This is a genomic window from Microbacterium sp. BLY, assembly GCF_017939615.1.
Taxonomy (GTDB): domain Bacteria; phylum Actinomycetota; class Actinomycetes; order Actinomycetales; family Microbacteriaceae; genus Microbacterium.
Window position 1 is genome coordinate 1,453,871 of record NZ_JAGKSR010000001.1, and the last position, 19,693, is coordinate 1,473,563.

Annotated in this window: 18 protein-coding genes; 15 read left to right on the forward strand and 3 right to left on the reverse strand. The window is 70.8% G+C overall.

Annotated features, from left to right (window positions below; all coding sequences use genetic code 11):
• Nucleotides 1–5 precede the first annotated feature (5 nt).
• The 5 genes from KAF39_RS07240 to KAF39_RS07260 all read left to right on the forward strand — a co-directional run bounded on the left by KAF39_RS07240 (nt 6) and on the right by KAF39_RS07260 (nt 5,948).
• On the forward strand, nt 6–725 hold the full coding sequence (locus KAF39_RS07240; protein WP_210676646.1) for an L-ribulose-5-phosphate 4-epimerase: 720 nt from the start codon (nt 6–8) through the stop codon (nt 723–725).
• The gene (locus KAF39_RS07245; protein WP_210676647.1) at nt 722–2,323 is read left to right on the forward strand and encodes a xylulokinase; all 1,602 of its coding nucleotides are present in this window, start codon (nt 722–724) and stop codon (nt 2,321–2,323) included. Before KAF39_RS07240 ends, KAF39_RS07245 begins: the two co-directional genes overlap by 4 nt.
• Nucleotides 2,324–2,352: 29 nt before the next feature.
• The gene (araA, locus tag KAF39_RS07250) at nt 2,353–3,876 is read left to right on the forward strand and encodes an L-arabinose isomerase (protein ID WP_210676648.1); all 1,524 of its coding nucleotides are present in this window, start codon (nt 2,353–2,355) and stop codon (nt 3,874–3,876) included.
• On the forward strand, nt 3,873–4,811 hold the full coding sequence (locus KAF39_RS07255) for an aldose 1-epimerase family protein (RefSeq protein ID WP_210676649.1): 939 nt from the start codon (nt 3,873–3,875) through the stop codon (nt 4,809–4,811). Before araA ends, KAF39_RS07255 begins: the two co-directional genes overlap by 4 nt.
• A 90-nt stretch (nt 4,812–4,901) precedes the next feature.
• Nucleotides 4,902–5,948 (forward strand): NAD(P)-dependent alcohol dehydrogenase, encoded by a 1,047-nt coding sequence (locus KAF39_RS07260; protein ID WP_210676650.1) that lies wholly within the window; start codon nt 4,902–4,904, stop codon nt 5,946–5,948.
• 71 nt (nt 5,949–6,019) lie between these two features.
• Here the strand turns inward: KAF39_RS07260 and KAF39_RS07265 are convergent, their stop codons facing one another.
• On the reverse strand, nt 6,020–6,610 hold the full coding sequence (locus KAF39_RS07265; RefSeq protein WP_210676651.1) for a TetR/AcrR family transcriptional regulator: 591 nt from the start codon (nt 6,608–6,610) through the stop codon (nt 6,020–6,022).
• A 96-nt stretch (nt 6,611–6,706) separates the two neighbouring features.
• Here KAF39_RS07265 and KAF39_RS07270 point away from each other — a divergent pair, with 96 nt between their 5' ends.
• The 3 genes from KAF39_RS07270 to KAF39_RS07280 all read left to right on the forward strand — a co-directional run bounded on the left by KAF39_RS07270 (nt 6,707) and on the right by KAF39_RS07280 (nt 8,946).
• On the forward strand, nt 6,707–7,096 hold the full coding sequence (locus tag KAF39_RS07270) for a DUF1304 domain-containing protein (protein WP_210676652.1): 390 nt from the start codon (nt 6,707–6,709) through the stop codon (nt 7,094–7,096).
• Between the two features lie 42 nt (nt 7,097–7,138).
• Nucleotides 7,139–8,167 carry an NADP-dependent oxidoreductase gene (locus KAF39_RS07275; protein WP_210676653.1) on the forward strand — a complete coding sequence of 343 codons (1,029 nt, stop codon included), beginning with the start codon at nt 7,139–7,141 and terminating at the stop codon, nt 8,165–8,167.
• A 131-nt stretch (nt 8,168–8,298) separates the two neighbouring features.
• Entirely contained in the window at nt 8,299–8,946 is a 648-nt protein-coding gene (locus tag KAF39_RS07280; RefSeq protein ID WP_210676654.1) for a GntR family transcriptional regulator, read from the forward strand.
• A gap of 60 nt (nt 8,947–9,006) precedes the next feature.
• Here the strand turns inward: KAF39_RS07280 and aspS are convergent, their stop codons facing one another.
• A complete protein-coding gene (aspS, locus tag KAF39_RS07285; RefSeq protein WP_210676655.1) occupies nt 9,007–10,308 on the reverse strand; it encodes an aspartate--tRNA(Asn) ligase in 1,302 nt (433 codons plus the stop codon).
• A gap of 357 nt (nt 10,309–10,665) precedes the next feature.
• Here aspS and KAF39_RS07290 point away from each other — a divergent pair, with 357 nt between their 5' ends.
• Nucleotides 10,666–11,685 carry a TerC family protein gene (locus tag KAF39_RS07290; protein ID WP_210676656.1) on the forward strand — a complete coding sequence of 340 codons (1,020 nt, stop codon included), beginning with the start codon at nt 10,666–10,668 and terminating at the stop codon, nt 11,683–11,685.
• 94 nt (nt 11,686–11,779) lie between these two features.
• Nucleotides 11,780–13,072: a hemolysin family protein gene (locus KAF39_RS07295; RefSeq protein ID WP_210676657.1), complete on the forward strand. Its 1,293-nt coding sequence runs from the start codon at nt 11,780–11,782 to the stop codon at nt 13,070–13,072.
• 63 nt (nt 13,073–13,135) lie between these two features.
• Here KAF39_RS07295 and KAF39_RS07300 read toward each other — a convergent pair whose 3' ends face one another.
• Nucleotides 13,136–13,678 carry a small multidrug efflux protein gene (locus tag KAF39_RS07300; RefSeq protein WP_210677981.1) on the reverse strand — a complete coding sequence of 181 codons (543 nt, stop codon included), beginning with the start codon at nt 13,676–13,678 and terminating at the stop codon, nt 13,136–13,138.
• A gap of 156 nt (nt 13,679–13,834) precedes the next feature.
• On the opposite strand from KAF39_RS07300, the gene KAF39_RS07305 reads away from it, so the two are divergent.
• The 5 genes from KAF39_RS07305 (at nt 13,835) to KAF39_RS07325 (ending at nt 19,656) form a co-directional block, all read left to right on the forward strand.
• Nucleotides 13,835–15,028, forward strand: coding sequence for a histidine kinase (locus KAF39_RS07305; protein ID WP_307805120.1), 1,194 nt, complete (start codon nt 13,835–13,837; stop codon nt 15,026–15,028).
• Complete coding sequence (locus KAF39_RS07310; protein ID WP_210676658.1) at nt 15,025–15,627, forward strand: response regulator transcription factor; 603 nt, start codon at nt 15,025–15,027, stop codon at nt 15,625–15,627. The genes KAF39_RS07305 and KAF39_RS07310 overlap by 4 nt, the downstream gene beginning before the upstream one ends.
• Nucleotides 15,628–15,844: 217 nt before the next feature.
• Nucleotides 15,845–16,621 (forward strand): rRNA adenine dimethyltransferase family protein, encoded by a 777-nt coding sequence (locus KAF39_RS07315; RefSeq protein WP_210676659.1) that lies wholly within the window; start codon nt 15,845–15,847, stop codon nt 16,619–16,621.
• Nucleotides 16,622–16,696: 75 nt separating this feature from the next.
• On the forward strand, nt 16,697–18,100 hold the full coding sequence (gene thrC, locus KAF39_RS07320) for a threonine synthase (RefSeq protein WP_210676660.1): 1,404 nt from the start codon (nt 16,697–16,699) through the stop codon (nt 18,098–18,100).
• Nucleotides 18,101–18,315: 215 nt separating this feature from the next.
• Nucleotides 18,316–19,656, forward strand: coding sequence for a cytosine permease (locus KAF39_RS07325; protein WP_210676661.1), 1,341 nt, complete (start codon nt 18,316–18,318; stop codon nt 19,654–19,656).
• The last annotated feature ends 37 nt before the right edge of the window (nt 19,657–19,693 follow it).

The following is a 19,693-nucleotide window of genomic DNA, read 5'->3' on the forward strand; positions in this document are numbered from 1 at the left end:
CTGTCGTGACCACCGAGACCCCTCTCTTCTCCGCCGAGGTCGACGCCGCCATCCGGACCGTGCGGGAGGACGTCGCCCGCCTGCACGCGGAACTCGTCCGCTACGGACTCGTCGTCTGGACCGGCGGCAACGTGTCGGGCCGCGTGCCCGGGGCCGATCTGTTCGTGATCAAGCCGTCGGGCGTCCGCTACGACGCCCTCACCGCCGAGGACATGATCCTCTGCGACCTCGACGGCACGGTGGTCCCCGGCACCGCCGGCAGCCACCGGTCGCCGTCGAGCGACACGGCGGCGCACGCCTACGTGTACCGCCACATGCCCGAGGTCGGCGGCGTCGTGCACACGCACTCGACGTTCGCCGTCGCCTGGGCCGCCCGCGGCGAGGAGATCCCCTGCGTCATCACGGCGATGGCCGACGAGTTCGGCGGACCCATCCCGGTCGGACCGTTCGCGATCATCGGCGACGACTCCATCGGCCGGGGGATCGTGCAGACGCTCCGTGGGCATCGCAGCCGCGCCGTTCTCATGCGCAACCACGGACCGTTCACCATCGGCGTCGACGCCGAGGACGCCGTGAAGGCGGCCGTGATGGTCGAGGACGTCGCGCGCACGGTCCACCATGCCCGCGAGGCCGGTCCGCTGCTGCCGATCCCGCAGGAGGCGATCGACAGCCTGTTCGCCCGCTACCAGAACGTCTACGGACAGCGGACGGATGCCCGACGATGAGCGACACGACCCCCACGACCGCTCGGGACGACATCGTCGCCGGACGCACGAGCCTGGGCATCGAGCTCGGCTCCACCCGCATCAAGGCGTGCCTGATCGGCGCGGACGCCACGGACGTGCTGGCCACCGGCTCCTTCACCTGGGAGAACCGCCTCGAGAACGGCCTGTGGACATACGCGATCGACGACGTCTGGACCGGCCTGCAGGCGGCCTACGCCGCGCTGGGCGCTGACGCCGCGGAACGCCACGGGGTACGCCCCGCGACCTTCGGCGCGATCGGGATCTCGGCCATGATGCACGGCTACCTGGCATTCGATGCGGCGGGGCGGCTGCTCGTGCCGTTCCGCACCTGGCGCAACACCCACACCGGGGCGGCCGCGGAGGAGCTGACCGCCCTGTTCGGGGTCAACATCCCGCTGCGGTGGTCGATCGCCCATCTGCACCAGGCCGTGCTCGATGACGAGGCGCATCTGCCGGAGCTCGATGCCGTCACGACACTCGCCGGCTACGTCCATGCGAGGCTCACGGGGGAACGCGTGCTGGGCGTCGGCGACGCCTCCGGCATGTTCCCGATCGACCCGGCGACCGGCGACTACGACGCACGGATGGTGCACGCCTACGACGCCCTCGCCGCGGGCCGCCTTCCGGTCGGCCTCACCGACCTCCTGCCGACCGTGCTGCCCGCCGGCGCTCCGGCCGGCACGCTCACCGACGAGGGGGCGCGGCTGCTCGATCCGACGGGCACGCTCGCCGCCGGGATCCCGCTCTGCCCGCCCGAGGGCGACGCGGGCACCGGCATGGTCGCGACCAACTCCGTCTCGCCGCGCACCGGCAACGTCTCCGCGGGCACCAGCATCTTCACGATGGTCGTGCTCGAACGCCCGCTCATCGGCGTGCACCACGAGGTCGACCTCGTGACCACTCCCGCCGGCGATGCCGTCGCGATGGTGCACTGCAACAACGGCGCCAGCGAGCTCGCCGCCTGGGCGGGGCTCTTCGCCCGCTTCTCGGCCGTCGCCGGGCGCCCGCTCGACGACGACGCGGTCTTCGATGCGCTCTTCCGCGAGGCCCTCGACGGGGAGGCCGATGCGGGCGGCCTGCTCGCGTACAACCATCTCGCCGGCGAGCCGATCGCCGGTCTCACCGCGGGGCGGCCGCTCTTCGTCCGCACACCCGACAGTGCCTTCACACTGCCGAACTTCATGCGCGCGCAGCTCTACGGCGTCTTCGGCACGCTCGCACTGGGGATGCGCGTGCTGGAGACCGAGGGCGTCGTGATCGACCGCATGTTCGCGCACGGGGGGCTGTTCCGCACCGCCGGAGCCGCGCAGCGCTTCCTCGCCGGAGCCCTCGGCGCCCCGGTCGCCGTGGGGGAGCTGGCCGCCGAGGGCGGTGCCTGGGGGATCGCGGTGCTCGCGTCGTACCTCGCACACGCCGAGACGCGCACCCTGGGCGAGTACCTCGATCACTCGATCTTCGCCACCGCCGCCCTCACCGTCGCCCCGCCCGACCCCGCGGACGTCGCGGGCTTCACGGTCTACCTCGACCGCTACCGCGCGGGCCTCGCCGTCGAGGCCGTCGCGACCACCGCACTCTGACCCCGACCCGTCACACCGAAGGACCCCTCATGCCCCGCACCCCGCTCTCCACCTCGCTCGACGGCTACGAGGTCTGGTTCCTCACCGGCAGCCAGCACCTCTACGGCCCCGAGACGCTCGCGCAGGTGGCCGCGCAGTCCCAGGAGATCGCACGGATCCTGGACGAGGCCGGCGAGGTGCCGGTGAGGATCGTCTGGAAGCCGGTGCTCACCGATTCCGCCGCCATCGCGCGCACCGCGCTCGAGGCCAACGCGGACGACAGGGTCATCGGACTCATCGCCTGGATGCACACGTTCAGTCCCGCGAAGATGTGGATCGCCGGGCTGGACGCCCTGCGGAAGCCGCTCGCCCACCTGCACACGCAGGCCAACGTCGAGCTGCCGTGGGCCGACATCGACTTCGACTTCATGAACCTGAACCAGGCGGCGCACGGCGACCGGGAGTTCGGCTACATCCAGACGCGTCTCGGGGTGCCGCGCAAGACCGTCGTCGGTCACGTGAGCGACCCGCGCGTGCGGCGGGAGATCGCCACGTGGCAGCGTGCGGCCGCCGGACTCGCGGCGGCGCGATCGCTCAGGCTCGCCCGCTTCGGCGACAACATGCGCTTCGTCGCCGTCACCGAGGGCGACAAGACCGAAGCCGAGCTGCGCTTCGGCGTGCAGGTCAACACCTGGGGCGTGAACGACCTGGCCGCCGCGGTCGCCGCGGTGACGGACTCCGCCGTCGACGCCCTCGTGGCCGAGTACGAGGAGCTCTACGACGTCGCCCCCGAGCTGCGCCGGGGCGGCGAGCGCCACCGATCCCTGCGGGACGGGGCGGCGATCGAGATCGGGCTGCGCTCCTTCCTCGAGGAGGGCGGCTTCGGCGCCTTCACCACTTCCTTCGAAGACCTCGGTGCGCTGACGCAGCTGCCGGGCCTCGCGGTGCAGCGGCTGATGGCGGAGGGATACGGCTTCGGGGCCGAGGGCGACTGGAAGACGGCCATCCTCGTGCGCGTCGCGAACGTCATGGGCGCGGGCCTCCCCGGGGGAGCGAGCCTCATGGAGGACTACACCTACGACATGACCCCGGGGGACGAGTTGATCCTCGGTGCGCACATGCTCGAGGTCTCACCGTCGCTCACGACCGCGAAGCCGAGCCTCGAGATCCATCCGCTCGGCATCGGCGGCAAGGACGACCCGGTGCGCCTGGTCTTCACGGCCGATCCCGGGCCGGCGATCGTCGTCGCGCTCAGCGACATGCGCGACCGGTTCCGCCTCACCGCGAACGTCGTCGAGAACGTCGAACCCCGTGCCGCGCTGCCGAAGCTCCCGGTGGGGCGCGCCGTCTGGAAGCCGGCCCCCGACTTCACCACGAGCGCCGCCGCCTGGCTGACGGCGGGGGCGGCGCACCACACCGTCATGTCGACGGCCGTCGGTCTCGAGGCCTTCCGCGACTTCGCCGAGATGGCCGAGGTCGAGCTGCTGGTGATCGACGAGTCGACGACGCTGCCGGAATTCCAGAAGCAGGTGCGCTGGAACCAGGCGTACTACCGCTTGGCGCAGGGCCTGTGACGGGGGAGGCTGTCGCAGGTCCGCGCCCCCGGTCCGGGCGGCAGCGGACGATTGCCGGTCACGGCTACGAAGCCGTGATCGCGAGTGTGGGGGCGACCCTGCGCAGCCTGACGTTCGAGGGACGGGATCTCGTCGTGCCGTTCGCCGCCGGGGAAGTGCGTCCCGCCTACCGGGGAGCGACGCTCGCGCCGTGGCCGAATCGCATCGTCGACGGGCGGTATGCGTTCGGCGGCGTCGAGCACCGGCTCCCGCTCACCGAGCCCGCGCGGTCACACGCCCTGCACGGACTCGTCCTCTGGACCGAGTTCGCCGATCGGGTCGTCGCCGATGATTGTGTCGTCCTGGCCGGGACGATCGAGCCGCAGACGGGATATCCGTTCCGCGTGGAGGTCGAGGTCGAGTACCGCATCGACGAGGGCGGTCTCCGCCAGGCCGTCACCGGCCGGAACCTCGGGCCGGACGCCGCGCCCTGGGGGACGGGACCGCATCCGTATCTCGTGGCGGCCCCCGGGGAACGCGTCGATGCCTGGACGCTCACGCTGCCCGCCGCGGAGGTGCTCACGGTCACCGCCGACCGGCTGAGCCCGATCGTCGTCGAGCCGGTGACCGCACATCCCGAATGGGATTTCCGTGCCCCCCGCGTCCTCGGCGATGTGTTCATCGACCACGCGTTCACCGCGCTGTCGCGTGCGGACGGCATCGCGGAGGTGCGGGTGCAGTCACCGGCCGGCACCGGCGTCGCCATCGCGTTCGACGAGGCCTGCCCCTGGGTGCAGGTGCACACCGCCGACACCCCGGACGCGGCGACCGACCGCCTCGGCCTCGCCGTCGAGCCGATGACGTGTCCGCCCGGCGCGTTCGCCTCGGGCATCGACCTCGTCGTGTTTCCGCCGGGCGGCGTGCACACGGCATCCTGGCGTCTCTTCGCGCTCTGACAGGGCTCTGGTCATACTGGAGGGGACGGTATCGAGAGCCCCGCCTCCGCACCGCGCGGCAGCCTCTCGAACGCCAGGAAGAAGATGCTCATGAAAGCTCTCCGTTACGTCGAGATCGGCAAGCCCCCGGTGGTCGTCGATATCCCGATTCCGAAGCCCGGACCCGGTCAGGTGCTCCTGAAGATCACCGCGGGCGGCGTCTGCCACTCCGACGACTACGTCATGGGTCTCTCCGAGAAGGACTACCACGAGCAGGGCTACCCGCTGCCGTTGACGCTCGGTCACGAGGGCGCCGGCATCGTGCACGAGCTCGGCGAGGGCGTCGAGTCGACGCTCAAGGTCGGGGACGCCGTGGCCGTGTACGGCCCCTGGGGCTGTGGCCGCTGCCACAACTGCGCGATGGGCAAGGAGAACTACTGCACCAACGCCGCCGCCGAGGGCATCCGTCCTCCGGGGCTGGGCAGCCAGGGATCGATGGCCGAGTACATGATCGTCGACGACGCGCGCCACCTCGTCCCGCTGGGTGATCTGGATCCCGTGCAGAACGTCTCTCTGACCGACGCGGGTCTCACGCCGTACCACGCGATCAAGAACGCCCTCCCGAAACTGGGTGCGGGCACGTACGCGGTCGTGATCGGCACCGGAGGTCTCGGACACGTCGGCATCCAGATCCTGAAGGCGATCTCGGGGGCCACGGTAATCGCCCTCGACGTCAACGACGAGAAGCTGAAGCTGGCGACCGAGGTCGGCGCCGATCACGTCCTGATCAGCGACGCGTCCGCCGCCGAGAAGATCCGCGAGCTCACCGGCGGCCTCGGCGCGAACGCCGTGTTCGACTTCGTCGGCGCGAACCCGACGATCGCGCTGGCGCAGAGCGTGGCCGCGCTCGAAGCCGACATCACGATCGTCGGCATCGGCGGCGGAAGCATGACGCTCGGTTTCGGGTCGATCGCCTACGACGCCGCCGTGCGCATCCCCTACTGGGGCTCGCGCGCCGAGCTGATCGAGGTGCTCGATCTCGCCCGCGCCGGGAAGATCCACGTCCAGACCGAGAGCTACTCGCTCGACGACGGTCCGAAGGCATACGAGGACCTCGCGTCGAACAGCATCCGCGGACGCGCCGTCATCGTTCCCTGACATCGGCAGGGGAGCGCCCGGGAGGGATCACCTCCCGGGCGCTCTTCGTGTCGGTGCTCGCCCGGACGGCCTCAGTCGCGCCGCCGGTCGGTGAGGAGGGCGAGGGCGGCGTCGATCGCACTCGCCGCGGCGTCGGGGGCGACGCGGACGAGGGCGAAGGCGGACACCACCAGTCCGGTGCAGGCGTCGGCGAGGGTCGCGGCCTCCGTGGGCGCGAGGTCGGGGCGGGCGGCCGCGACGCCCCGCGCGAAGGCCGCGCGGAGCTCGGCGCGATAGGACGCGACGACCCGGGCCACGGCGTCGTCGGTGCCGATGGGCGCGGCGGCGGTGTTCACCAGGAGGCAGCCGCTCGTCGCGGGGAGGCTCCCGGTGGTGAGCAGTGCCGCACGCAGCCCCGTGAGGTACGCCTCCAGGGCGCCCGGTTCCACGCTCTCCCTGGTGAGGGGAGCGAGGCGCGGGCGGATGACCTCGTCCAGGTAGCTCTCGACGGCGGCATCGAAGAGGCCGCGCTTCGAGCCGAAGGCGTGATAGATGCTGGAGCGGCTGAGGCCGGTCGCGCGTTCGAGTTCCGGCAGCGGCGCGCCCTCGAAGCCCTGCTCCCAGAACACGCTGCGCGCCGCCCGGACCGCCTCGGCGGTGTCGAAGGTCTGTGTGCGCCCCATGCGCCTGCTCCTGCCCTTTTGTGAATCGCTCGATCCAGTATATATTGGAACGACCGATACACAATCCGCGGCCCGGCCGCGGGAAGGGGGACCGACATGATCATCGCCGGACTCGTGCTCGCGGGCCTCGCTGCGCTCGTGCACGTCTACATCTTCTGGCTCGAGTCGTTCGCCTGGACGAGCGAGCGCGCGCGCCGCACGTTCGGCACCGGCACGGCCGACGAGGCCGCACGACAGAAGGACCTCGCGTTCAACCAGGGTTTCTACAACCTGTTCCTCGCGATTGCCGTCCTCCTCGGCATCGTCCTCTTCGCCACCGGCGCGACGGCCGTGGGCGCGACCCTCGTCTTCACCGGCGCCGGGTCGATGGTCGCCGCCAGCCTCGTGCTGCTGCTGTCGAGCCCGGACAAGGCGTCCGCCGCCCTGAAGCAGGGCGTCATCCCGGCGCTCGGCGTCATCGCGCTCGCCATCGGCCTCCTCGTCTGAGCCGACCGCGTCACCCCCCCCAGATCCTCACGAAGGAGAGAAATGTCCCACGCCACCAGCACCCAGATCCAGCTCGCCCGCCGGCCCGAGGGATGGCCCACGCACGACGACTTCCGCACCGTCCAGGTGGAGTACGCCGATCCCGCGCCCGGCGAGGTGCGGGTGGCCAACGAGTTCGTCTCCGTCGACCCCTACATGCGGGGGCGGATGAACGACGTGCGCAGCTATGTCGCGCCGTACGCTCTCGGCGAGGTCATCGCGGGCGGCGCCATCGGCCGGGTCGTCGCCTCCGCGTCCGACGACCTCCCGGTCGGGACGGTCGTGCTGCATCAGCACGGCTGGAGCGACGTCGTGCAGGCGGACGCATCGACCTTCCGGCCCGTCCCCGAGGTGCCGGGGGTGCCCCTGTCGCTGCGGCTGCACATCCTGGGCATGACCGGTCTCACGGCGTACGTCGGACTCACCGCGATCGCCGACCTCGCGCCCGGTGACACGGTCTTCGTGTCGGGAGCGGCCGGCGCGGTGGGCACCGCGGTCGGACAGATCGCCAAACTCCTCGGCGCGGGTCGGGTCATCGGCTCGGCAGGATCCCCGGAGAAGGTGGCCCTGCTGACGGAGAAGTACGGCTACGACGCCGCGTTCAACTACAAGGACGGGCCGGTGCGCGAGCAGCTCGCCGCGCTGGCTCCCGAGGGCGTCGACGTGTTCTTCGACAACGTCGGCGGCGACCACCTCGAGGCCGCCCTCGATGTGATGAACGACGGCGGCCGCATCGCCCTCTGCGGCGCGATCACCGGCTACAACACCACCGAACGCGTCCCCGGCCCGGACAACATGGCCAACATCATCACCCGGGCGCTCCGCCTCCAGGGCTTCACGCTCGCGAAGTACCTGCACCTCTCGCCGGAGTTCAGCGAGAAGATGGCCGGCTGGTTCGCCGAGGGGCGCATCGCCTACGACGAGACGATCGTCGACGGCATCGAGAACACGGTCGACGCCTTCCTCGACATGATGCGGGGCGCGAACACGGGGAAGATGCTCGTCCGGGTCGGCCGGGACACCTCGGCCTGAGTCCCGAGGGCCGGTCGGGGCGGGCGGGGCCGCCGGATGAGATATATTGCTTGAGACGTAGAATTTCACTCTCCATGACCCCCACTGGAGGCAGTGTGACACTCTCTGGCGGCCCCCTCGAACGCCGGTCCATGAGCGATGAGGCTTTCGTGCGCCTGCAGGATGCCATCATCAGCGGCGAGCTTCAGCCGGGCGAGCGCCTGCGGGACTACGAGCTCGCGGAGCGCCTGGGCACCTCGAAGACCCCGATCCGCCACGCGCTCGACCGTCTGGCCGACAACGGCCTGGTCGAGATGCAGCGCAACCGGTACACCCGTGTCGCCCCCATCGACCTGGAGCGCGTGCGCAACGCCGTCGATCTCTTCGGAGACATCTGGATCGGCTCGGTCCGTCACGTCATCCCGGTGATCCAGGACGACGACGTGTCCTACCTCGTGGAGCTCGCCGACGACATGGCCGCGGCGGTGCAGGAGCGGGACATCGTCGCCTTCGGTGCCGCGCTGCGCGGCGCGGCGACCGGATTCGCGCGGATCGAGGGCAACGCCACCCGGGCCAACTCCATCGACCGACTCGGCCCGCAGATCCGCCGGTTCACGCAGCACGCGAAGGACGCGGTGGACTGGGCCGCCGTCGAGGAGTTCGTCGGCGCCATCCGCGAGGCGACGTCCGCGCGCGACGCGGTGCGGATCCGCGCCGTCCTGGTGAGCTTCTTCGACGAGGTCCTCCCGGCGATCATCGATCGCGCCGAGCAGGCGGGATGGGTCGAGACAGGCGAGTAGACCCGCATCGCAGACGAACGAGGGCGACCGCCGACCGCGGTCGCCCTCGTCGTCTCTTCGTTACGGGGTGAGGCGGTGGAGGTCGCGCGGGAACAGCGTCACCTCGCGGACGTTCGCCGCCTCGACCAGGCGGCCCACCCAGCGCTCCAGGCCGATGGCGAAGCCGCCGTGCGGTGGCATCCCGTGCGCGAACGCCTCGAGATAACCGGCATAGGCCGACGGGGATTCCCCTCGCGCCTCGATCGCGGCGACCACCTCGCTGTGTCGATGCAGACGCTGGCCGCCCGTCACGAGTTCCAGCCCGCGGAACAGGAGGTCGAAGCTGTTCGTCGACCCCTCGTCGTCCGGTTGCGGGTGCGTGTAGAACGGGCGCTTGCGCAGGGGATACCCCTCGACGGCGAGCACGTCGCTGCCGAACTGCTCCTTGGCCCAGGCCCCGAGGGCCCGCTCGTGCGCGGGGGAGAGGTCGTCCTCGTCCGCTGGGGCGCCGACCCGGCGGAGCGCGTCGCGGAAGTGCACGACGGGGATCTCCTCGGGGATGACGGGCAGGGGGACGTCGAGCAGTGCGAGCTCCTCCGCGGCCTCGGCGCGCAGGCCGTCGAGCATGCCGCGCAGCACCGTCCCCAGGAGGTCCAGCACATCGCGGTGGTCGCGGATGAAACCGAACTCGACGTCCAGCGACACGTACTCCGACAGATGCCGCACGGTGTCGTGCGGTTCGGCACGGAACACCGGACCGACCTCGTACACGCGCTCGAAGACCCCCACGAGCTGCTGCTTGTAGAACTGCGGGCTCTGCGCGAGGTAGCCGGTCCTGCCGAAGTAGTCCACGGGGAAGACGTTCGCCCCCGACTCGGTCACGGTGTCGACGATCTTCGGCGTCTGCACCTCGGTGAAGTCCGCGGCGTCCAGCACCCGTCGGAACGCACGGACGCTCGCCGCGGCGAGCTGCCACGTCGCCCGGCGGGCGGGGTGCCGCCAGGTCACCGCCGCGTGGTCGAGCAGGGTCGGCAGACTCGTCTCGAGCGTCGGCCGCCACAGCTCCACGACCGGCGGGGCCGCCGGTTCGGAGAGGTACTCGATCTCCGGGTCGACGAGTTCGACGCCTCCGGGGGCCTGCGGGTTCGCGGCGACGGTCCCCGTGACGCGCACCACCGTCTCCTCGGGAGGCAGCCCGTCGCGCGGCGCCTGGCCGGGACGGACGACGACCTGCGCCCGTCCCGAACGGTCCCGGACGATGAGGAAGGCGACGGTGGCGAGTTCCCGCCGCCGGTGGACGTGGCCGAGCAGGGCGACACGGGCGCCCGGTGTGGCGTGTGCGAGCTCCGCGGCGAGGGTGCGGGCGGGGTCGGGTGATCTCATTTCTCCTCCAGGTTGTGGGAGCCCTGGAGGTGTGGGCGGGGGCCAGATCGCGGTGCCACCACACCTTCGCCGGTGAGAAGCCGGCCTCTCGTCGGTACGCCGGACGCGCGGGGACCACCTGCCCGGAGGCCGGGGGTCGTCACGCCCCGGCGGTCACCGTGTCCAGTCTACGAGGTCCTCTCGGCAGATCCACAGAATCCTGCGGTCGCCGTCTCGTACCCTGGATTATCCAAGGGGAGTACTCCGACACGGTCGGGTCGTCATTACGGATGCCTCGCATCCCGGCCCACCGGTCCCGCTCGACGGGATGGGGAAGACTTTGGCGCTGTTCGATCACGCCCGAGTCTGGAGTACCCGTTGGAAATCACCCCCTTGATCTGGGTCATCACGATCGCGGTCACCATCGCGTTCTTCGTGTACGAGTTCTTCGCGCACGTCCGCAAGCCGCATGAGCCGAGCATCGGCGAGTCCGCGCGCTGGTCGATCTTCTACATCAGCCTCGCCCTCCTCTTCGGGGTGGGCATCGGCATGGTGTCCGGCTGGACGTACGGCGGCGAGTACTTCGCCGGGTACCTCACCGAGAAGGCGTTGTCGATCGACAACCTCTTCGTGTTCCTCATCGTGATGACGGGCTTCGCGGTGCCGAAGATCTACCAGCAGAAGGTGCTGATGATCGGCATCGTGATCGCGCTGATCCTCCGCGGCATCTTCATCGCCGTCGGCGCGACCCTCATCGAGAACTTCTCCTGGATCTTCTACGTCTTCGGCGCGTTGCTGCTCTTCCTCGCGTACCGTCAGGCCTTCAGCAGCCACGAGAGCAACCCCGCGAACGGCCGCTTCATGACATTCGTCCGTCGCCACCTCCCGGTCAGCGAGGAGTACAACGGCGACAAGCTCACGGTCGTCCAGAAGGGCAAGCGCTACGTCACGCCCATGCTGCTGACGATCATCGCGATCGGCTTCATCGACCTGGTGTTCGCGGTCGACTCGATCCCGGCCATCTACGGCCTCACCGACGAGGCGTACATCGTGTTCACCGCGAACGCGTTCGCCCTCATGGGTCTGCGGCAGCTCTACTTCCTCATCGGCGGACTGCTCGAGCGCCTGGTCTACCTGGCTCAGGGCCTCGCCGTCATCCTCGCGTTCATCGGTGTGAAGCTGGTGCTGCACGCCCTGCACGTCAACGAGGTGCCGTTCATCAACGGCGGTGAGCCGATGCTGTGGGCTCCCGAGATCCCGATCTGGTTCTCGCTGCTCTTCATCGCCGCGACCATCGCGGTCGCCACCGTCGCGAGCCTGATGAAGACGCGCCGGCACGGCAACGCCGTCTCTTCCTCGACCGATCCCACCCCCACCATCGACAAGGAGCACTCGTGAGCGCGCAGCGCTGTTCTGACTCTTCGGACTCTGACAGTACGGGCACCCGGTTCATCCCGGGTGCTCACCCCGCCACCGAGGAGGTCGCCCGCTGATGGGCGATCTGCTCTGGAACATCGCCCTCGTCCTGCTCTTCGTGCTGATCGGCGGTGTCTTCGCTGCGACGGAGATGGCCCTGGTCACGCTGCGTGAGAGCCAACTCAACGCGATCGCCGCCCGCGGTCGCCGCGGGGCGAAGGTCGCCGCCCTGGCCCGCAACCCCAACACCTTCCTCTCGGCGGTGCAGATCGGCGTGACGGTGGCGGGCTTCGCGTCCGCCGCCTATGGCGCGACCTCGATCGCGCCGTCCGTCGCGCCGCTGCTGGAAGGGTGGGGCGTCGCGCCGCCGCTCGCGATGACCCTCGCGACGATCGTGCTGACGCTGATCATCGCGTACCTGTCGCTCGTGCTCGGCGAGCTCGTGCCCAAGCGGCTGGCGATCCAGCGCAACGCGCAGTTCGCCTACGCCGTGGCACCGGCCCTCAACGGCTTCGCGAACGTCATGCGCCCGGTGATCTGGCTGCTGTCGGTCTCGACCAACGCGCTGGTGCGCGTGCTCGGCGGCGACCCGCACAAGACCAGCGACGAGCTCACCGACGAGGAGGTGCGTGACATCGTGGCGACCCACCAGGGGCTGCCCGACGACGAACGCCGCATCCTCGACGACGTGCTCTCGCTGCGCGGACGCCAGGTGAGCGAGGTCATGCGGCCGCGGCCGGAGGTCGTGGCGCTCGACGAGGCGGCCACCGTGGGTGCCGCGATCGAGCAGGTGCGCGAGCTGCCCTTCTCCCGCTACCCGGTGTCGCAGACGTCCATCGACGACATCACCGGCTTCGTGCACGTACGCGACCTGTTCGAGGCCGCGGGGGACGACCCCGACCGGCCCCTGCAGGGGCTCGTCCGCGACATCCCCTACATCCCGTCCACGGCGCGCGTGCTGCCGACACTGACCCGCATGCGGGCGGAGGGGCACCACATCGCGGTCGTCGTCGACGAGTACGGCGGCACCGACGGCCTCGTCACCCTGGAGGACCTCGTGGAGGAGGTCGTCGGCGAGATCTTCGATGAGTACGACGCCGAGGTCTTCGTCTCCGCCGACGACGGGCTGGACGGACGCCTCAACCTGCAGGACTTCGAGGAAGCCACGGGGCTCGCCATGCCCCGCGGCTCGTCCGACACCATCGCCGGATTCGTGACGGAGCAGCTCGGTCGGCTCGCCGTGGTCGGCGACACGGTGGAGGTGCCCGGTGCGACGATCCAGGTCGCGGAGGTCGACCGGCGGCGCATCGCCCGGGTGCGCGTCTCGCTGCAGACCGATCCGGAAGCCGGACGCGGCGTCGACGACTGATCGGCGACCGGGCGGCGGGGTGTCCGCTGCCCGGCCGCCGACGGCGTCCGACATCGGATGCGGTCAGCGGATGGCGGAGACGGCGCTGCCGACCAGGACCGCCACGACCGTCGTCCAGCCGATGATCGCGACCGCCTGCCAGAGGAGGATGCGGCCCTTGCCGATCCCGGAGGCCGCCAGCATCGTGGCCGTGAAGTGCGTCGGCAGCAGCAGCGGCCCCAGGAGGCTGACGCCGGGCACGCCGTAGCGCTCGAAGGCGCGCTGGAACTTCTCGCGACGTGCGGATCCGCGCCCGGTGTCGGCCGGGACGGCGTCCTCGGTCGGGCCGGTGCCGCCGCCCACCGTGACCGCCTGCTTCGCCCGCGACCGGTCGACGATGGCGCGGCGGGCGCCGGCGCTCGCGAGCACCAGGATGGCGACGCACAGGAAGTTGCCGATCATCGCGGCGACCGCCGCGATCACCGGGGGGATGCCGCCGATGATGCCGATGCCGGCCGCTCCCTCGCCCTCGATGAACGGGACGGCCCCGGCGAGGGAGACGATGAGCGGCTGGACGAGGTCGGGGACCTGGGCGACGAGATTCTGGAAGGTCTCGATGAGGTTCATGGGGGAGGCTCCGGGTGTCGGTGCGGACGGACTCTCCGTCGCGATGACCCCAGTCCAGTCGATGCCCGCCCGCGGCGGCAGTGCCGGGGCGTCACCCGTCTGCATGCGGTTCGCAGGCGCACCCCGTGACATGTGTCACGCCTCTATCGTGGGAGCGTGCGCACCCCGTTCCCCGCCCCCTCCGACCCCGGTCCCGGTGCTCGCCAGCTCGCGCGGGGCATCACCGCCACCTGGTGGTACACCGTCAGCGCGGTGGTCTTCATCGAGCTCATGCTCGCCGGGGCATGGACGGGCATCGCGCTGGCCCTCGACCGCACCGGCGCCGCCCTGCTCGTGGTGGGTGTCGGCGGCATCCTCTGGACCACGTCGACCCTGTTGCAGCTGTACGACTACCGCCATCGTGCGGACGCCGCGCCCCGTGTAGCGTGGGCGCGGCTGACCGTCCCCGTCGTCGTCGCCGTGGCGTACGGGGCCACCGCGGGAGCGGTCGTCGGCAGCTGGCAGCTCGCCGCGATGCCGGTGGTGCAGGTCTTCGTGCTGGTGAGCTGGCCACGGGGGATCCGGGTGCGGGTCGTCGCGGCCGCGACGCTGATCCTCATCGTCCTCGCTCTGATCGATTCGACGACGTCTTTCGGCTGGGGGGTCCCGTGGTGGGTGCCCGTGATCTACGGCGCCATGCTGCCCGGGATGACGGTGAGCTCGCTGTGGTGGTGGGACGTGCTGGTGACCCTCGACCGGGCGCGCACGTCCGAGGCGCGACTGGCCGCGACGCAGGAGCGTCTGCGCGTCGCGACCGACGTGCACGACCTGCAGGGGCATCACCTCCAGGTGATCGCGCTGCAGCTCGAGCTGGCCGAGCGCCTGCTCCCCACCGATCCGGAGGCGGGGATGGCGCAGCTCCGCGCGGCACGGGTGAGCGTGGACGACGCGCGCCAGGGCACCAGGGACCTCGCGACCCGGTTCCGGTCCGTGCCGCTCGGCGACGAGCTGGCGAACGCCCGCGATCTGCTCGCCGCCGCGGGACTCGCCGTGGACGCGCGCATCCACCCCGATGCGGACGCGGCACCCGCGGCCGATCTCGGTCCGGTGATCAGGGAGACCACCACCAACGTGCTGCGCCACGGCGGTGGCGGTCGTGCGCGGCTGGTCCTCGACCGGACCGCGGACGCCTGGCGGTACGAGATCGCCAATGACGCCGATCCGGCGGCCCCGGACGGGACGGGCGGATTCGGTCTCGACGGCGTGCGGCGGCGGATCGGCGACGCGGGCGGCACCTTCGAGCAGCGACGAGGTGCCGATGAGTTCGTCGTCACGGTCACCGTGCCCGCCCGTGCGGAGGCCGCGCGATGATCCGGGTGCTGCTCGCCGACGACGAGGGCATGATCCGCTCCGCGCTCGCCGCCCTGCTCCGGCTCGAACCCGACATCGATGTCGTCGCCGAATGCGCGGACGGCGAGGAGGCCGTCGCGGCCGCCGTGCGCCTCGTGCCCGACGTGTGCCTGCTCGACCTGGAGATGCCCGGCCTCGACGGGGTGCAGGTCGCCGAGAAGCTGCACCGGACGATCGCGACCCGCTGTATCGTCGTCACCCGCCATGCCCGCCCCGGCGTGCTCCGGCGGGCACTCGCCTCCGGCGTCGCGGGATTCCTGCCCAAGTCGCGGGGCGCCGACGAGCTCGCCGCGATCATCCGCCGGGTCGCCGCCGGCGCCCGGTACGTCGATCCGGAGATCGCCGCCGACGCGCTGAGCGACGAGCGCTCGCCGCTCACCGACCGCGAACTGGACGTGCTCCGGGCCGGGCGCCGCGGGGAGACGACGGGGCAGATCGCGCGGTCCCTCGCCCTGGCGCCGGGAACCGTGCGCAACCACATCTCCGTCATCCTCGGGAAGCTCGCGGTGAGCACCCGGCAGCAGGCGGTCCTGCTCGCGGAGGAGCGCGGCTGGATCTGACCGCTATGCTGACGGCCATGGGAACAATAGGCATGGCGCCCGTGATGGGGCGCACTCTCGTGTTCCGCGACCGCCGCTCCTGACGGCGCGCTCGCGTTCCGCACGGCTCCGCGCGCCGTCCACCGAGATGTCATCGCACCTCGGGACGGGCTCTCTTCGTCGACCTTTCTGACGCGTTCCTCCCCGAGGTGCTCCGATACTTCCTCCGGAGCGCACCATGCCTCGCACCCACCCGCATTCGATTCACGGCGGCCGCCATGAACTCGGCCAGAACTTCCTCACCCATCGCCCGACGATCGGGCGCATCATCCACCTCGTCGATCGCACCACCGGGTCGATCCTCGAGCTCGGCGCCGGTGACGGCGCCCTCACCCGTCCGCTGGCGCGGCTCGGGCGACCCCTCACCGCGATCGACATCGACGAGCACCGCATCCGCCGGCTGCGCCCTGCGCTCCCCGGCGTCCGCCTCGAGATCGCCGACGCGACGCGGCACCCGCTGACGACGGACGTCGTCGTCGGCAACGTCCCCTACCACCTCACGACCCCGATCCTCCGCCGGCTGCTCTCGCACGGATCGTGGCGCGACGCGGTGCTCCTCACGCAGTGGGAGGTGGCCCGCAAGCGCGCCGGCGTGGGCGGGGGCACGCTGATGACCGCCCAGTCCGCACCCTGGTTCTCGTTCTCGCTGGAGGGAAGGGTGCCCGCCTGGGGCTTCTCGCCGCGGCCCAGCGTGGACGGGGGACTCCTCACCATCGCGCGGCGGGACGCCCCTCTCGTCGCGGTCGGCGAGCGTCGCGCCTACGAGGCGTTCGTCCGCAGCGTGTTCCAGGCGGGCGGAAGCGGACTGCCGGGCGTCGTGGCGAGAGCGTGCCGCATCGATCGCCGACGGGCTCAGCGGGCGCTCGCCGCGGTGGGCGCGAACGGGTGCCGGCTCCCGCGCGATCTCCAGCCGTCGCACTGGGCGGGGCTCTGGGACCGCGTCGGGCGGGGGTGAGCGTCGTCACGCGTCCATCGCGGTCCTCGCGGCCTGCGAGAATGGAGGCGCCGAGTCCCGAGCCGAGGAGCACACGTGCCGTTCATCTCCACCCGCGGCGGTATGCAGCCGCAGTCGTTCAGCGAGACGCTGCTGGAGGGCCTCGCCCCCGACGGCGGCCTGGCCGTCCCCGACGTCATGCCTGAGGTCGACGGCGAGACGCTCGAACGCTGGCGGGCGCTCACCTACCCGCAGCTCGCCACCGAGGTGCTCGGGCTCTTCGCGACCGACATCCCGCGCGCGGATCTCGCGCGGATGACGGCGGCCGCCTACGCGGACTTCCCGGACGTCGTGGTGCCCCTGCGGCAGGTGGACGACGACCTGACGCTGGTCGGTCTCTCGGAAGGACCGACGCTGGCGTTCAAGGACATGGCGATGCAGTTCCTCGGACAGGTGCTGGAGTACACGCTCGAGCGTCAGGACTCGGTCCTCAACATCCTCGGCGCCACGTCGGGCGACACCGGCTCGGCGGCGGAGCACGCGCTGCGCGGCAAGGAGCGGGTGGCGGTCTTCATGCTGTCGCCGCAGGGGCGCATGAGCGCGTTCCAGCGGGCGCAGATGTTCTCGCTCGACGACGCGAACGTGCACAACATCGCGGTCGAGGGTGTCTTCGACGACTGCCAGAACCTCGTGAAGAAGCTCGCCGGCGACCTCGACTTCAAGCGCGCACAGCACCTCGGCGCCGTCAACTCGATCAACCTCGCCCGGATCACCGCGCAGACCGTCTACTACTTCTGGGCGTGGCTGCGGGCGACCGATGCCGGCGGCTGGGCCGAGGTGTCGTTCACGGTCCCGTCGGGCAACTTCGGCAACATCCTCTCCGGGTTCTTCGCGAAGCAGATGGGACTGCCGATCCGGCGCCTCGTGCTGGCCGCGAACGAGAACAACGTGCTCGACGAGTTCTTCCGCACGGGCGTGTACCGCCCCCGCAGTGCCGCCCAGACGCTCGCGACCTCGAGCCCGTCGATGGACATCTCCAAGGCCTCGAACCTCGAGCGGTTCATCTTCGAGCTCGTGGACAGGGACCCGGCGCGCGTCGTCGGAGCCTGGGACGATCTGGAGGCGCAGGGCTTCTTCGATTTCTCCGCGGAGAAGGACCGCTTCGCCGAGGAGTTCGGGATCGTGAGCGGCACCTCGACGCACGAGGACCGGCTGGCGACGATCCGGGACGTCTACGAGGCCTCCGGCGAGGTGATCGACCCGCACACCGCCGACGGCGTGAAGGTCGCCCGCGAGTACGTGGAGCCCGGGGTGCCGATGCTGGTGCTCGAGACCGCCAAGCCCGAGAAGTTCGCCGAGACCATCCACGAGGCCATCGGGGTGGAGCTGGCGTACGCCCCCGAGCTACGCGCCATGCTCGACGCCCCGCAGCACGTGACCGAGATGCCCGACGACGAGCGCGCCCTCCGCGCCTTCATCGAGGCGAACGCCCTGCACTGATCCGCGAGAGCCGCTTTCGCGCCGAGACCCCCTGTCGCCCACGTCGGAGGCAGGGGGTCTCGCCGCGTAAGCGGGGTCTCGGCGCGTGTGCGGGGTGTCGGCGCGTGTGCGGGGTGCACAGGGAAGCGGGGGATCAGGGCGTAATGCACATGTCGGGGGCCCTGTGGCGGAGGCTACGGTGGCGACAACCCGTTCCCTCCTCCCGAAGGACTCCCATGGCACGCACGGCGCACGCAGACGACTTCGCGCTCTCCCGAGTGACCCCCGAGGCCCGCAAGCCCTGGTTCGGAATCGCCGTCCAGCGATTCGGACAGGTCTCGGCCCTCTCCCAGTTCCTCCTCGGCGCAACCCTCGGTTACAGCATGACCTTCGGCGAGGCCGTCCTCGCCTTCCTGTTCGGCTCGATCATCCTCGAGGTGATCATGTGCGTGGTCGGCTTCATCGGCCAGCGCGAAGGCCTCAACACCGCCCTCCTCGCCCGGTGGACCGGGTTCGGGGAGATCGGCGCCTCGCTGGTCGGCCTCGCGATCGGCATCAGCCTCATCGGCTGGTTCGGCATCCAGTCCGCCATCTCGGCGCAGTCTCTCGACGCGCTCATGCCCGGTGCCCTGCCGGTCTGGGCGTGGAGCCTCATCTTCGGCCTCGCCGTCACCGCGATCGTCGCCTTCGGCTTCGTCGGCATGCAGTGGCTCGCCAACATCACGGTGCCGCTGTTCCTCGTCCTCGTCGGCTGGTCCGTCATCTCCGAGCTCACGCGTCACGACATCGGCGAGCTGCTGACCGGTCCGGCTCCCGGTCCGACCATGAGCGTCTGGGCGGGAACGGGCATCGTGGCCGGCGGCCTCATCGTCGGCGCCATCATCACCGGCGACATGACCCGGTTCAACCGCTCCCGCGCCGACGTCGTCAAGCAGACCGTGCTCGGTGTCTCCCTCGGCGAGTTCGTGATCGGCCTGGCCGGCGTGCTCCTCGCGCATGCCGCAGCGACCGGCGACATCGTCGCGATCGTGACCTCGTCGGTCGGCTTCATCGGTCTGTTCATCGTCCTCACCGGCACGCTGAAGATCAACGACTGGAACCTGTACTCCTCCACGCTCGGGCTCGTGAACTTCATCTCCACAGCTTTCGGCAAGAACCTCCACCGCGTCACCACCACCATCGTCCTCGGCGTCGTCGGCTCGGCTCTGGCCGCGGTCGGCATCCTCGGGCAGTTCACCGAGTTCCTCGTCGTGCTCAGCGTCGCCTTCCCGCCGATCGCCGGGATCATGGTCGCGGAGTACTACGTGGTGCGCCGCTGGCGCCCCGAGCTCGACGCGACCAGGGACGCCGGGACGCTGCCGGCCACCGCACCGCGCATCGTTCCCGCCACGATCGTCGTCTGGCTGGTCTCCTCCCTCGTCGGGTACTTCGTCACCTGGGGCATCCCGTCGCTGCTCAGCCTCTTCCTGTCGATGGTGCTCTACATCGTCGCCGGCAAGCTCGGCTGGGTGCGCGGCGTCGGCGTCGCCAGCACCCGGCAGGCGAGCCCGGTCGACAGCGCCCCTGCCGCGGTCTGAGCAGACGCGACGGACAAGAACCACCTCCACGAAAGCG